14 protein-coding genes are annotated in these 13,329 nt (G+C 65.3%); 5 read left to right on the top strand and 9 right to left on the bottom strand.

Annotation, left to right across the window (positions count from 1 at the left end):
- Positions 1-5: 5 nt before the first annotated feature.
- Genes chlG through I6A82_RS03420 form a run of 3 tightly spaced genes read left to right on the top strand, consistent with a single transcriptional unit; the run spans position 6 to position 3,444 of the window.
- The gene (gene chlG / locus I6A82_RS03430) at positions 6-905 is read left to right on the top strand and encodes a chlorophyll synthase ChlG (protein WP_332310927.1); all 900 of its coding nucleotides are present in this window, start codon (positions 6-8) and stop codon (positions 903-905) included.
- Positions 902-2,221 (top strand): BCD family MFS transporter, encoded by a 1,320-nt coding sequence (locus I6A82_RS03425; RefSeq protein ID WP_198093736.1) that lies wholly within the window; start codon positions 902-904, stop codon positions 2,219-2,221. The genes chlG and I6A82_RS03425 overlap by 4 nt, the downstream gene beginning before the upstream one ends.
- An 11-nt stretch (positions 2,222-2,232) precedes the next feature.
- Entirely contained in the window at positions 2,233-3,444 is a 1,212-nt protein-coding gene (locus I6A82_RS03420) for a geranylgeranyl diphosphate reductase (RefSeq protein WP_198093735.1), read from the top strand.
- Positions 3,445-3,446: 2 nt separating this feature from the next.
- On the opposite strand, the gene I6A82_RS03415 is transcribed toward I6A82_RS03420, so the two are convergent.
- The 9 genes from I6A82_RS03415 to gluQRS all read right to left on the bottom strand — a co-directional run bounded on the left by I6A82_RS03415 (position 3,447) and on the right by gluQRS (position 9,916).
- The gene (locus I6A82_RS03415; RefSeq protein WP_198093734.1) at positions 3,447-3,929 is read right to left on the bottom strand and encodes a TspO/MBR family protein; all 483 of its coding nucleotides are present in this window, start codon (positions 3,927-3,929) and stop codon (positions 3,447-3,449) included.
- A 75-nt stretch (positions 3,930-4,004) separates the two neighbouring features.
- Positions 4,005-4,709: a DUF4396 domain-containing protein gene (locus I6A82_RS03410; RefSeq protein ID WP_198093733.1), complete on the bottom strand. Its 705-nt coding sequence runs from the start codon at positions 4,707-4,709 to the stop codon at positions 4,005-4,007.
- A 16-nt stretch (positions 4,710-4,725) separates the two neighbouring features.
- Positions 4,726-5,460, bottom strand: coding sequence for a MauE/DoxX family redox-associated membrane protein (locus I6A82_RS03405; RefSeq protein WP_198093732.1), 735 nt, complete (start codon positions 5,458-5,460; stop codon positions 4,726-4,728).
- Positions 5,457-5,729, bottom strand: a complete 273-nt coding sequence (locus I6A82_RS03400; RefSeq protein ID WP_198093731.1) for a metal-sensitive transcriptional regulator — start codon at positions 5,727-5,729, stop codon at positions 5,457-5,459. Before I6A82_RS03400 ends, I6A82_RS03405 begins: the two co-directional genes overlap by 4 nt.
- An 84-nt stretch (positions 5,730-5,813) precedes the next feature.
- Positions 5,814-6,785, bottom strand: a complete 972-nt coding sequence (egtD, locus tag I6A82_RS03395) for an L-histidine N(alpha)-methyltransferase (RefSeq protein WP_198093730.1) — start codon at positions 6,783-6,785, stop codon at positions 5,814-5,816.
- A 36-nt stretch (positions 6,786-6,821) separates the two neighbouring features.
- Positions 6,822-8,093, bottom strand: a complete 1,272-nt coding sequence (gene egtB, locus I6A82_RS03390) for an ergothioneine biosynthesis protein EgtB (protein WP_198093729.1) — start codon at positions 8,091-8,093, stop codon at positions 6,822-6,824.
- Positions 8,094-8,161: 68 nt separating this feature from the next.
- Positions 8,162-8,755 carry a cob(I)yrinic acid a,c-diamide adenosyltransferase gene (locus I6A82_RS03385; RefSeq protein WP_198093728.1) on the bottom strand — a complete coding sequence of 198 codons (594 nt, stop codon included), beginning with the start codon at positions 8,753-8,755 and terminating at the stop codon, positions 8,162-8,164.
- Between the two features lie 6 nt (positions 8,756-8,761).
- Entirely contained in the window at positions 8,762-8,989 is a 228-nt protein-coding gene (locus I6A82_RS03380) for an HIG1 domain-containing protein (RefSeq protein WP_187335058.1), read from the bottom strand.
- A gap of 9 nt (positions 8,990-8,998) precedes the next feature.
- Entirely contained in the window at positions 8,999-9,916 is a 918-nt protein-coding gene (gluQRS, locus tag I6A82_RS03375) for a tRNA glutamyl-Q(34) synthetase GluQRS (protein ID WP_198093727.1), read from the bottom strand.
- A gap of 62 nt (positions 9,917-9,978) precedes the next feature.
- Here gluQRS and I6A82_RS03370 point away from each other — a divergent pair, with 62 nt between their 5' ends.
- Complete coding sequence (locus I6A82_RS03370) at positions 9,979-10,563, top strand: HNH endonuclease (protein WP_198093726.1); 585 nt, start codon at positions 9,979-9,981, stop codon at positions 10,561-10,563.
- Positions 10,564-10,610: 47 nt separating this feature from the next.
- Positions 10,611-13,292, top strand: coding sequence for a phosphoenolpyruvate carboxylase (gene ppc / locus I6A82_RS03365; RefSeq protein WP_198093725.1), 2,682 nt, complete (start codon positions 10,611-10,613; stop codon positions 13,290-13,292).
- Positions 13,293-13,329 lie beyond the last annotated feature (37 nt).

The following is a 13,329-nucleotide window of genomic DNA, read 5'->3' as shown; positions in this document are numbered from 1 at the left end:
TTGCCGTGAAGGCATCGCCCACCGGCGGATCGCCAAGCGCGGGTGCCATCCTGGAAATCCTGAAGCCTGTTACCTGGTTCGCGCCGATGTGGGCCTTTGCCTGCGGCGCGGTTGCCGCCAGCGATCCCGGCGCGCCCTTCCCTTATGCGATGATGCTGGCGGGCGTGCTGCTGGCCGGCCCCCTGGTATGCGGCGCCAGCCAAGCCATGAACGACTGGTGCGATCGGCATGTCGATGCGATCAACCAGCCCGAACGCCCCATCCCCTCGGGCCGCCTGCCGGGCCGAACCGGCTTTTACGTGGCGGTCGGCGCAACGCTGGTCTCGCTCGGCTATGCCGCACTCCTGGGCCCGTTGGTGCTTGCCGCCGCGGCCCTCGCACTGCTGTCCGGCTGGGCCTATAGCGCGCCGCCGCTTCGGTTGAAGACCAGCGGCTGGTGGGGCGCGGGGCTCACCGGGCTTTCCTATGAAGGCTTGGCGTGGATCACCGGGTCACTGGTCATCGGCGGCGGCGCGGCGATGGGCCGCCCGATGCTGGTGCTTTTCGCGGTCCTTTATTCCATCGGCGCGCACGGCATCATGACGCTGAACGATTTCAAGGCGGTGGAGGGCGACCGCGAAATGGGCATCGCCTCCCTGCCCGTCACCATGGGTGTGGACCGGGCGGTACGTCTCGCCTGCGCGGTCATGCTGGTGCCGCAACTGATCGTCGCTGCACTCTTGTTTGCCGAAGCGATGCCGGTGCGCGGCGGCGCGATCCTGCTGCTCGCGCTCGGCCAGCTCGCGCTGATGCGGCGGCTGGTGCGCGATCCGGTGCGCTTTGCCCCGTGGTATAACGGCACAGGCGTCGTGCTATATGTTGCCGGCATGATGGTCGCCGCCTTCGCCGTGCGCGCAAGCTTGTGACCGATACGGCGGAAACCCCCGGCTTCGGCTGGTTCGCGATTGCGCGGATCGGTCTCATCCAAGCAGCGATCGGCGCGATCGTGGTACTGACAACCTCCACGCTGAACCGCGTCATGGTGATCGAACTCGGCCTCGCCGCCAGCATCCCCGGTGTGCTCGTAGGCCTGCATTACGCCCTTCAGATGCTGCGTCCGCGCTGGGGCCACGGCGCCGATCTGTCCCGCCGGCGCACGCCCTGGATTATCGGCGGCATGGGCCTGCTCGCGGCGGGCGGCGTGCTAGCCGCTGTCGCCACCGACGTGATGGGGGGCCAATTGGCCGCCGGCATCGCGCTTGCCGTCCTTGCTTTCGTGATGATCGGCATCGGGGTCGGGGCCTCGGGCACCGCGCTCCTTACCCTGCTGGCGGACGGTGTTTCGCCCGAGCGTCGCCCCGCCGCAGCGGCAACCGTATGGATCATGATGATCGCAGGCTTCATCGCCACCACCATCGTGGCGAGCATCGCGATTTCTCCATTCAGCTTCGCGCGGTTGATCGGCTTGAGCGCGGGCGTCAGCATCGTAGCTTTCCTGGTAACGGTACTCGCGGTGCGCGGGCTGGAAGATCAGGCCCCGCCCCGCCCGGCGGAACAGCGCGCGCCCTTCGCCCAGGCGCTGCGCACCGTCTGGGCCGACGGCACCGCGCGGCGCTTTGCCATCTTCATCCTGGTCTCCATGCTCGCCTACAGCGCGCAGGACCTGATTCTGGAGCCTTTTGCGGGCATCGTCTTCGGCTTCACACCCGCGCAAACCACCGCGATCACTTCGCTCCAGAATGGCGGGGTGCTGGCCGGCATGCTGGCAGTGGCGCTGCTCGGCAAGCGCCTGGGCGGCGACAGCGTGAACGGCATGCGGATGATCACGCTGGCGGGCTGCGTGATGTCCGGTGCCTCGCTCGCGGCGATCGCAATAACCGGATCGATGCATATCGAGCCGCTGATCCGGCCCGCCATCATTGCCTTGGGCTTTTCCAACGGGGTGTTCGCCATCGCTGCGATCGGACTGATGATGACGCTGGCGGGCAAGCGCGGCAGCGCGGGCGTGCGCATGGGCGTATGGGGCGCGGCGCAGGCCGTAGCCTTCGGCAGCGGCGGCTTCATCGGCACGCTGGCGGTGGACGGCGCGCGGCTCGTCATCGGATCGGCGGTGCCCGCCTATGCCAGCATTTTCCTGATCGAGGGGGCGCTGTTCGTGGGTGCAGCCGCGCTGATGGGCCGCTTCGCGCAGGCGGATCGATCGGTGTCGCCAGGGGCCTACGCACTAGAACCGGCGGAGTAGGAGGAGGACGGATGATGCAAGATTTCGATGTGATCGTGGTGGGCGGCGGGCCTGCCGGAGCCACCGCGGCTTATGATCTGGCGCGCGAAGGCCGCCGCGTCATGCTGCTGGACCGGGCCGGACGCATCAAGCCGTGCGGCGGCGCTGTACCCCCGCGCCTGATCCGCGACTTCGCCATTCCGGACGCGCAGATCAAGGCGCGTATCAACGCCGCGCGCGCCGTCGCACCCTCGGGCAAATCGGTCACCATGCCGATCGAGGGCGGCTATGTCGGCATGGTGGACCGCGACGATTTCGACGAATTCCTGCGCGTCCGCGCTGCCGAAGCCGGGGCCGAACGGCGCACGGGCCGCTTCGCCTCGCTCGAACAGCGTGCGGATGGCGGCGTCGATGTTATCTATCGCGAAAGCCGCGGAGGTGAGGATATCCGCGTCAGCACCGCGATGCTAATCGGTGCGGACGGGGCCAATTCGGAAGTCGCCAAACAAGCGCTGCCGCATGAGCGCACCAAGTCCGTCTTCGCCTATCATGAGATCGTCGATTCCCCGAAGGAAGCGTCCGACGTGTTCGATCCCAAGCAATGCGACGTGATCTACCGCGGCGAACTGTCGCCCGATTTCTATGCCTGGATTTTCCCGCACGGGCCGCATAGCAGCATCGGCGTCGGCAGCGCGCGCAAGGGCTTTTCGCTGCGCGGCTCGGTGGAGCAATTGCGCAAGGAAACGGGGCTCGACGCTTGCAGGACGGTGCGCTGCGAAGGCGCGCCTATCCCGCTCAAACCGCGCAAGCGCTGGGACAACCGCCGCAATGTCCTTCTGATCGGCGATGCCGCGGGCGTGGTCGCCCCCGCTTCGGGCGAGGGCATCTATTACGCGATGACGAGCGGGGCGATCGGCGCCGCGGCAGTCGCCAGCGCGCTCGATACGGGTGACGCCCGGGCGCTCGCCGGTGCCCGCACCGCCTTCCTGGCCGAACATGGCCGCGTGTTCCGCGTGCTCGGCTGGCTGCAGGCGCTCTGGTATCGCAACGATTGGCTACGCGAGCGCTTCGTCGCCATGTGCCGTGATCCCGATGTGCAGCGGCTCACTTGGGACGCTTATATGAACAAGCGCATGGTGAAGGCGCAGCACAAGGCGCATGCGCGGCTGTTCTTCGCCAATATCGGCAATGCGCTGGCTGCGCGGCTCGGCCGCAAACGGACTGCGGGCGAGCAGCCCGCCTGAACTTAGCCGTGGGCAGGCCTTCCGAACGGCCCGTTCAGCCGCACGACGGCCAGGTTCAACATGCTCGCAAAGGTTACCCAAGCCAGATAGGGTACGATCAGCCAGCCCGCGAGCGGCGCATAGCTCCATAGTCCGATCATCAGCGCGAGGACGGACAGCCACAGCGGCACCACCTCGATCAGCGCCCAATCCGGCCGCTTCACCTTGAAGAATAGGGGCGACCAGAGGATGTGGAGCACGCCGTTGACCAAGAACAGCCCGGCGATGGCGAGATGCGCACCCCCGCTTGTGTCCGCGCGCCAAGCGATCACGCCGGCCCAGGCGGCCAAGCCCAGGATCACCGTCCAGCCCGGCCCGAACAGCCAGTCCGGCGGCTGGAAGCTGGGCTTTTCGAGGTTGCGATACCAGGGGCCCACTTCGGTCAGCAGCCCGCCGACCACCGCAAGGACAAGCGCCCAGCCGACTGCAAGAATGATCTCGGTCATGACGCTCTCCTGTTAGGGCACAGCCCCGCTACAACACAGGCACGCTAGCACGCTTCACTGCGCCGGGATATAGAGTTACATCGCTTCCTTCACGCCGATGCGAATGAGGAACCAGTTCATCGGATAGGCGGTAGAGAACCCCGCGAGCATGGCTATCTGCATGCCGAACCAGAATTCCGGTGTGTTCACCTCGGCCACCGCGCCGAAGAGCGGGCGATAGATGGCCAACTGCACCACCGCCATCATGCCGTACATGCCGACCTGCCAGGACGTGATCGAGGCGAAATCCGCCTTCAGCGCCTGCTTAACCGCCTCGCCGGGCGAAAGATCGCGCATCGGCTTGATCGAGAAATATTGAAAGACGATGCCGATGCCGAAAGCCAGGATGAAATCCGGAATCCAGACGGCGAACATCTTTTCCTGAAACAGCGTGCCGTAGCCGAACCAAGTGGCGATCACGGGCACGGCGAAAACTGTCCATTCTGCAATGATATCGCCCAGCGTGCAGCCTGCGCCGCAATGGCTGGCACCCTTCAGCACTTTTGCCGGAAAGGGCGGATCGCCCAGTTCCTCGCCGGGCGCCGGGCCGCGGCCGTAGTGATAATAGGCCGCCAGCCAGATCACGCTGCCGAACAGGGCGGTAAGCGGCCAGACGAGATACATGATCTTCATCTTCTGCGGTCGCCGCCGCTCGTCCAGTGCAATGGTGATCGCACAGACCCCCGCCAGGATCAGTGAAATGACGGCGACGTCATGCAGCCAGGCGGGAAAATCGGCCATCACCCTTGCCCTTCGATCAGTTGAACAGCATCCACAGCGCCATTGCCACCATCATCACATTTTCGGTGAGCGAGACGAAGCCCAGCGGAACGTTGGAGCCGCCACCCACGCAGGCGCATTTCAGCTCCCGCTTCTGCACATAGACCGCGTAGAACACCGACACCGCGCCCACGCCGCCGATGAACAGCGCCACGGGGATCGAGACGATATCGAGAATACGGCCCGCCATCAGAATGCCCGCCAGTGCCTCGGCAAAGGGGTAGATCGTGGCATAAGGCACCCAGCGCTGCGCCAGCAGATCATAGCCCAGAAACATGGTGGCGAAGCTGCGCACGTCCTGCAGCTTCTGTACGGCAAGGAAACACATCGAGATGGCGATGAACAGTTCGGCCGCGCGCAGGGAAACGAACGCGCCGGTCAGTGCGTAACCGATCGACAGGGCCAGGAGCGCGGCGACCGAGAAGATCGCGATAACCGGCTTGTAGCTGGTGGCATCGGGATCGGCGACGGACTTGCCGAAAAAACGCCGGAGATCGTCGTTCCCGCCGATCCGCTTTCCATCGATAAAGGTCTGCGGCGTCGTCTTGACGTCATGTTTCGCCTTGAACGCGTCGGTTTCCTCGCGCGTCGTCAGATGATGGTCTTCCACCGTATAGCCGTGGCTCTCCAACAGATGTTTGGATCGCAGGCCATAGGGGCAGACATGCTTGTCCATCACCATGCGGTAGAGGGTGGCGGTCTTCGTGCTCATCGCTTCACCTTTTCGAACAGTTCGACTAGCTCGCCGAACTTCGCCTTCTGGTCTTCGGCATCGCCGGAACGGATGGCGTCGGCCACGCAATGCGCGGCATGACTTTTCAGAACCTGGCTCTCCACCTTGGCGAGCGCGGATTTCACCGCCTGCAGCTGGTGCAGGATGTCGATGCAATAGCGATCGTCCTCGATCATCTGCGCAAGACCGCGCACCTGCCCCTCGATCCGGCGCAGGCGGTTGATGCTGGACTGACGATAATCGGCCATCACGGTTCCTGTTGATACCCTATGGGGGTATTATATCAGGCAGGTAGAAGCCGCTTTCAAGGGGCGGGGGAGGTCAGGCCGGTGTCATGGCGCGAAGCGCTGCGGTGTCGCTTCGGCGAGAATTAGCGAGAACCAGCCCTTTTCGTCGGTCCATTCGCGGATCGGCTCCCACCCGGCGGCGCGCAGCAGCAGGCGCTGGTCGCGCGGTGCGAATTTGTGGCTGTTCTCGGTATGGATGGTTTCGCCCGCTTCCATATGAAAGCGCTCACCGCCGACGGTGAAGTCGACCGGCTCCAGCGCCTCGATATGCATTTCGATCCGCGAGTGGCTGGCGTTCCAGACGGCGCGGTGGCGGAATTTCTCGCGTGGCATATCGCCGCCGATTTCCCGGTTGATCCGATCGATCAGGTTCAGGTTGAAATCCGCCGTCACCCCTGCGCTGTCGTCATAAGCGGGCACCAGGATTTCCTCATCCTTCACCCGGTCCATGCCGATCAAGAGCAGCGCGCCTTCACCCAGATTTTCGCGCATCCGGCGCAGCAGATCCACGCCCGTTCGCGGCACCATATTGCCGATGGTGGAGCCGGGGAAAAAGCCGATGCGCGGCAGTTTCTGCGCTGCTTCCGGCATCTCCACCGGGTGCATGAAGTCCGCCTCTACCGGAGAGATGTCGAGATCGGGAAAGTCCTTGGCGAGCACGGCGTTGCTTTCGCGCAGAAATTCACCGCTGATGTCGATCGGCACATAGACCGCCGGCTTCACGGCGCGCAGCAGGATCGGCGTCTTGACCGAACTGCCCGATCCGAATTCGACCACCGCATGGCCGGTGCCCGCAATCTCGGCCACTTCGGGGCAATGCGCCTCCAAGAGCCCGCGTTCGGTACGGGTGGGGTAATATTCCGGCAGGTCGGTGATATCTTCGAACAATCCGGAGCCAGCGTGATCGTACAGCCAGCGCGCGGGGATGGCGCGCGGATGGGACTGGAGGCCGCGCAGAACGTCCGCGCGGAAGGCGCTGTCGAGGGCGCCGGTAGTGCCGGCGTCGGAATCAGTCATGAAGTGCCCCTCTCTGAAAATCTTAGTCTGGAAATCTTAGAGATCTTTGGCCAGCCGCAGCCCGGTGAACTGCCAGCGCTGGTGCGGATAGAAGAAGTTGCGATAGCAGGCGCGCACATGGCCGCGCGGGCTGGCACAGCTGCCGCCCTTCAGGACGAACTGCCCGCTCATGAACTTGCCGTTATATTCGCCTACCGCGCCCTCGGCCGGCTTGAAGCCGGGATAGGGGCGAAAGGCGCTGCCCGTCCATTCCCACACATCGCCGAACATCTGGGACGGCCCATCGCCGCCTTTGGCCGGGGCGGGGCGGATGCCGCCCGCCTCATCGAGCTGGTTGCCGCCGCTCGCATCGAGCTGCTGCGCAGCGCTTTCCCATTCCGCTTCGGTCGGCAAGCGCGCGCCTGCCCAGCTGGCATAGGCGTCCGCCTCATACAGGCTGATATGGCAGACCGGCGCGGCATCATCGACCGGCTGCAGCCCGTCGAGACCGAATTGGTGCCAACGCCCCTCATCGTCTTGGCGCCAGTAAAGCGGCGCGGCAATGCCCTCCGCCTGCACCCAGGCCCAGCCGTCCGAAAGCCACAGCATCGGATCGGAATAGCCGCCGTCGGCGATGAACGCCTTCCATTCACCGTTGGTGACGCAGCGGCTGGCGAGCGCATGGGGGGTCAGCAGCGCCTGATGACGCGGCCCTTCGCAATCATAGGCGAAGCCGCCGCCATCATGGCCGAGATCGACCACCCCGCTGCGCCCCTCGATCCAGCGCAGTTCGGGCGCAGGCGCTTCGTGCAGCCGCCGCGGCGCGGGCCAAAGCGCAGGTGCGGTGGGGTTGCGCGAAAACAGGTGCAGAATGTCCGTTTGGAACAGCTCCTGATGCTGTTGCTCATGATGGATGCCAAGCTCCACCAAGGTCAGCGCCTCGTCCGGCAACGCATAGAAATGCTCGCCGATTGCCGCGTCCACATGCGCGCGGTAATCGCGAACCTGATCCAGCGAAGGCCGCGTGATCATGCCGCGGTGGCAACGCTCATGCCGCTCCCCTTCGGCTTCATAATAGCTGTTGAAAAGGAACGCGAATTGCTCGTCGAACGGCTCATAGCCGTCAACGAAATCGCGCAGCACGAAGGTTTCGAAAAACCAGCTGGTGTGCGCCATGTGCCATTTGGAGGGCGAGGCGTCTTCCATCGACTGGACGGTAGCGTCGGCATCCGACAGCGGCGCGGCCAGCGCCAGCGTCAGCTCTCGCGTCGCGCGGAAATCGCGCAGCAAAGCATCGTCATGCGGAATGGAGTTCGGCTGGGTCGACATGGCTGGGCCTTTCTTCTGGCCGTGATCGGAAGGGACGTCCTCAACACAGATCAACCTTGCCGGGGTTTCTAGCGCGACGCTCCGGGTTTCCAAAGCACATCGCCCGCTCCGGTTCCGCCATCGCCGACCGCATTCGCGCGGCGCGCGGCGGTGAAGAGATAGTCCGACAGGCGGTTGATGTAGCGTAGCGCTTCCGGGTTGAGGCCGTGGATACGGTGCGCGCCGACCATCGCCCGTTCGGCGCGGCGGGTGATCGCGCGGGCCAGATGCAGCCCTGCGGCAAAGGCGCTGCCGCCCGGCAGGATGAAGCTCGTCAACGGCTCGAGCGCTTCGTTCAGCCGGTCGATCTCATCTTCCAGCCAGGCGGTCTGCGACGCCACGACGCGCAGTTCCATCTCGGACGGCTCGAAATCCGTGCCCGGCGTCGCAATGTCGGCGCCCAAATCGAACAGATCGTTCTGGATGCGCGAAAGACTGGCCATAAGCCCCGCGGTGTCCGCACCATCAAAGGCGGAGATCGCTACGCCGATGGCGCTGTTCGCCTCGTCAACATCGCCGATCGCCTCCATGCGCGGATCGCTTTTGGACAGGCGCGAGCCATCGACAAGGCCGGTGCTGCCGTCATCGCCCGTGCGAGTGTAGATCTTGTTGAGCTTGACCAAGGGGGCTTATTTGGCCTGGCTGAAAATCAGCAGCAGCGCGACCAATACGATCGCGATTGCCTGCCATTTCACGCGCGCGAACATCATCCTGTTCTGCATGTTCGCCGATTTGGGCGTGCCGTCCAGGTCGCGGTCTTCCGGCCGTACATTGGCAAACGCGCCGAGCCCGCGCACGAGCGCTGCCAGCACAAGGCATGCTGCGATGATGATTCCGATGACGAGAATGGCACCCATGTACCCAACCTAGGAATTGCTGAGCGAAATGCCAGCAGGAAAGCAGCCGCGTCGCAATTCATCCGCCAATGCGCGCCCGTCCTCACCCGCCGCGCGCCGATCGGCCAGCGCCGGGGCGTCCTTCGATTTCGCCAGCTTCTCGCCGTCCGGCCCCAGCAGCAACTCGTGATGCCAGTAGAGCGGCTGCGGCAGGCCGAGCAGCGCTTGCAGCAACACATGGATGTCGGTGTAATCGAACAGGTCCATCCCGCGCACCACCGGGCCGATGCCTTGCGCGGCGTCGTCCACCGTCGCGGCGAGATGATAGCTCGCGGGCGCATCCTTGCGCCACAAGACGATATCGCCGAAGCGCCCCGGATCGGCCGCCACCTCGCCGCGCATCAGATCGCGCCAGCCGAGCGGCCCCGCCGCCTCCACTGCCGCCGCCATGTCGAGACGCCAGCTGTGCGGAATGTCAATGTCGTGCTCCCCCCGCGCGGCATGGCGGCAGGTGCCGGGATAAGCGGGGCCGTCCGGCCCGTGCCGCACCGGGCTATGGCGCAGCGCCTCGGCGATTTCCCTGCGCGTGCACCAGCAGCGATAGGCGAAGCCCCGCTCGCACAAACTCTCGAACGCCGCGCGGTAGGCCGGAATGCGCGCCGACTGCCGCAGCGGCAGCTCGTCCGGCTCCAGCCCCAGCCAGGCCAGATCGGCCAGCGCGCCGTCGATATGTTCGGCGCGGCTGCGCGTGCCGTCGATATCTTCGATCCGCACCAGAAAGCGCCCGCCGCTCGCCCGCGCCAGATCGTGGCAGGCGAGCGCGGACCAGGCATGGCCAAGGTGCAGCGGGCCGTTGGGGCTCGGCGCGAAACGGGTTATCGCCGGGCTGTCCACAGCTTTTTCCACGCGCGGGGGCACGATTGTGCAGGAAGTTTCGCGCAAGGTCATTGGCCTGTCACTTTTTTGCGCTTATCACGGCTCTCAGGAAATGGAGGAGCGGGAGTTCGGGCATGTATCATCCCGACATTCTGGATAATCCGGCCAGTTTGCGCCACCCGGAAAGCTGTCCGGCGCTGATCCTCAACGCCGACTACACACCGCTCAGCTATTATCCGCTCAGCCTCTGGCCATGGCAGACCGCGATCAAGGCGGTGTTCCTCGACAAGGTGGACATCGTCGCCAGTTACGACCGCGCGGTGCATAGCCCCAGCTTCCAGATGCAAATCCCGTCGGTGATCGCGCTGCGCCAATATGTGAAGCCCAGCGAATATCCGGCCTTCACCCGCTTCAACCTGTTCCTGCGCGACAAGTTCGCCTGCCAATATTGCGGTAGCGAGGACAATCTGACCTTCGATCATGTCGTGCCGCGCCGTCAGGGCGGCGGCACCAGCTGGGAAAATGTCACCACCGCCTGCCTGCCGTGCAACCTGAAGAAGGGCGGTCGCACCCCGCGCGAGGCGCATATGCAATTGTTCACGAAGCCGCATAAGCCCACCAGCTGGCAGCTGCAGGAGCGCGGTCGCGGTTTCCCGCCCAATTATCTGCACGAAAGCTGGCACGACTGGCTGTATTGGGACATCGAGCTGGAGGAATAGTCCACTCCGCCTTGACGCCCCCGGTGCTGCAACGCACAACATACATCATGGCTGACCTACCCCCGATCTCGCAAAACCCCGACATCCGCTTCCTGGGCCGCATCCTCGGCGATGTGATCCGCAGCTATGGCGGGGAAGAACTGTACGCGAAGACCGAGGCAATCCGCCGCGCCAGCGTTGAGCGCCACCGCAGCGCCACGCCCGGTGCCGCCGCGGTGCCGGAGCTGGACGCTCTGGACCTGGACGGCACGCTGGATTTCGTGCGCGGCTTCATGCTGTTCTCGCTGCTCGCCAACCTCGCCGAAGACCGGCAGGGCGTGGCGCGCGAGGAAGGGGCGAGCGTGGCCGAAGCGCTCGCCGCGCTGGAGGAACAGGGCGTCACCCGCGCTTCCGTCGCCGATATGCTGGAAGGCGCAGCGGTCGTCCCCGTGCTCACCGCCCACCCCACCGAGGTGCGCCGCAAGAGCGTGATTGACCACAAGACGCGCATCGCCACGCTGATGCGCCTGCGCGACAAGGGCAACGACACGACGCCGGAAGGCGACAATGTCGAAGATGCGATCCGCCGTCAGGTCGCGCTGCTCTGGCAGACGCGCCCGCTTCGCGAACGCCGCCTGTTCGTCGCGGACGAGATCGACAATGCCCGCGCCTATATGCGCGACGTGTTCCTGCCGGCGCTGCCGCTGCTCTATGCGCGCTGGGACAAGGAACTGGGCACGCGCCTGCCCGCATTCCTGAAGCTCGGAAGCTGGATCGGCGGGGACCGGGACGGCAACCCCTATGTCGACGCGGCGACCATGCGCCTGGCCTTCAAGGGCGCGGCGGAGGCGGCGCTCGGCCATTATCTGGACATGGTGCATGCGCTGGGCGGGGAGCTTTCGCTTTCCAGCAAATATTCGGATGTGCCGCAGGCCGTGCTCGATCTGGCCGAAGCGAGCGGCGACGATGCGCCCAGCCGGGAGGACGAGCCCTATCGCCGCGTCATTTCCGGCATCTATGCGCGCCTTGCCGCCACCTATCGCAAGCTGATCGGAGAAGCGCCCGCGCGCCCCTCCCCGCTGCCGGGCGTTCCCTATGACGCGCCTGCCGACTTGCGCGCGGAACTCGCCGTCCTTGCCAATGCGCTGTCCGCGGACGGCGACGGCGCGCTGGCGACGGGCGGCGCGCTCGGCCGGCTGATCCGCACGGTGGAGGTGTTCGGCTTCCACCTCGCCACGCTGGACATGCGCCAGGACAGCGGCGTGCACGAACGCGTAGTGGCCGAGCTTCTGAAGGCCGGCGGCGTGGCCGACGATTATGCCGCGATGGACGAACAGGCGCGGATCGACCTACTCGTGGCCGAACTGGCGCACAACCGCCCGCTCGCCTCGATCACCGCCGAGCATTCGGAAGAAACCGCAAAGGAACTCGCGATCCTGAACACCGCGGCCGACATGCTTGCCTCCTACGGCCCCGCGGCGATGGACAATTACGTCATCAGCCATGGCGAGACCGCTTCGGACATGTTGGAGGTGTATCTGCTCCTCAAGGAAGCCGGGCTCTACCGCGTGGATGAGGACGGTACCCCGCATTGTCCGCTGCGCGCCGTGCCGTTGTTCGAGACGGTCGCGGACCTCGAAAACGCGCCGGACGTCATGCGCACCGCCTTCGCGCTGCCGCCGATCAAGAATCTGTTGGGCGCGGGCGGCGTGCAGGAAGTGATGATCGGCTATTCCGATTCCAACAAGGACGGCGGTTATCTCACCTCCACTTGGCAGCTCAACATGGCGAGCCGCGCGCTGGCGCCGGTGTTCGAGGAGGCAGGCTACGGCATGCGGCTGTTCCACGGCCGTGGCGGCGCGGTGGGCCGCGGCGGCGGCAGCGCCTTCCACGCCATCCGCGCGCAGCCGCGCGGCACCGTGCAGGGCCGCATCCGCATCACCGAACAGGGCGAGGTGATCGCCGCCAAATATGGCACGGTGGACAATGCGGCCGTCGCGCTGGAGGCGATGGTTTCGGCCACCATGCTGGCGACGATGGGCGATCGGCGCGTGAAGCTGGACGATCGCGCGCGCTATTCCGATGGGATGCAGGCGCTGTCGGACAGCGCCTTCGCCGCCTATCGCGATCTCGTCTACGGCACCGACAATTTCTCCGATTTCTTCTTTCAGGCGACGCCGATTACCGAAATCAGCGGGCTGAAGATCGGATCGCGCCCCGCCAGCCGCAAGAAAGGCCAGCGGATTCAGGATCTGCGCGCCATCCCCTGGGTGTTCAGCTGGGCACAGGCGCGCATCATGCTGCCGGGCTGGTACGGTGTGGGCACCGCGCTGGCGGCGTTCGAGGACAAGGCGCTCCTGAAGGAAATGGCCGCCGAATGGCCGTTCTTTCGCGCGACGCTCGCCAATATGGAGCAGGTGCTGGCGAAGTCCGACATGGCGCTGGCCCGCCGCTATGCCGATCTGGTGCCGGACAAGGATTTCGCCGACGCGATCTTCGCCCGCATCGAAAGCGAATGGCACCGCGCGCATGATGGCCTTCTGGAAGCCAAGGGCGAGAGCTATCTCTTGGAATCCAATCCCTCGCTGCTGGAATCCATCCGCCTGCGCCTTCCCTATATCGAGCCGCTCAATCAACTGCAGATCGAACTCATGAAGCGCCACCGCGCCGGCGAAGACGATCCGCGCATCAGCGAAGGCATCCAGCTGACGATCAACGCCATCGCCACGGCACTGAGGAACAGCGGCTGACGGGGCGACCCAGCGCGCCTTTATTGCGAGGGGCCGT

Source organism: Novosphingopyxis sp. YJ-S2-01, from assembly GCF_016093175.1.
GTDB lineage: Bacteria > Pseudomonadota > Alphaproteobacteria > Sphingomonadales > Sphingomonadaceae > Novosphingopyxis > Novosphingopyxis iocasae.
The sequence above is the reverse complement of the archived record's forward strand: the minus strand, read 5'-3'. Positions and strand labels throughout refer to the sequence as shown.

What these genes read in the sequence shown, in the direction of transcription:
- I6A82_RS03420 (WP_198093735.1), top strand. Translation starts at nt 2,233, where the DNA reads ATGATGCAAGATTTCGATGTGATCGTGGTGGGCGGCGGGCCTGCCGGA.
- I6A82_RS03415 (WP_198093734.1), bottom strand. Translation starts at nt 3,929, where the DNA reads ATGACCGAGATCATTCTTGCAGTCGGCTGGGCGCTTGTCCTTGCGGTG.
- I6A82_RS03410 (WP_198093733.1), bottom strand. Translation starts at nt 4,709, where the DNA reads ATGGCCGATTTTCCCGCCTGGCTGCATGACGTCGCCGTCATTTCACTG.
- I6A82_RS03405 (WP_198093732.1), bottom strand. Translation starts at nt 5,460, where the DNA reads ATGAGCACGAAGACCGCCACCCTCTACCGCATGGTGATGGACAAGCAT.
- I6A82_RS03400 (WP_198093731.1), bottom strand. Translation starts at nt 5,729, where the DNA reads ATGGCCGATTATCGTCAGTCCAGCATCAACCGCCTGCGCCGGATCGAG.
- egtD (WP_198093730.1), bottom strand. Translation starts at nt 6,785, where the DNA reads ATGACTGATTCCGACGCCGGCACTACCGGCGCCCTCGACAGCGCCTTC.
- egtB (WP_198093729.1), bottom strand. Translation starts at nt 8,093, where the DNA reads ATGTCGACCCAGCCGAACTCCATTCCGCATGACGATGCTTTGCTGCGC.
- I6A82_RS03380 (WP_187335058.1), bottom strand. Translation starts at nt 8,989, where the DNA reads ATGGGTGCCATTCTCGTCATCGGAATCATCATCGCAGCATGCCTTGTG.
- gluQRS (WP_198093727.1), bottom strand. Translation starts at nt 9,916, where the DNA reads ATGACCTTGCGCGAAACTTCCTGCACAATCGTGCCCCCGCGCGTGGAA.
- I6A82_RS03370 (WP_198093726.1), top strand. Translation starts at nt 9,979, where the DNA reads ATGTATCATCCCGACATTCTGGATAATCCGGCCAGTTTGCGCCACCCG.
- ppc (WP_198093725.1), top strand. Translation starts at nt 10,611, where the DNA reads ATGGCTGACCTACCCCCGATCTCGCAAAACCCCGACATCCGCTTCCTG.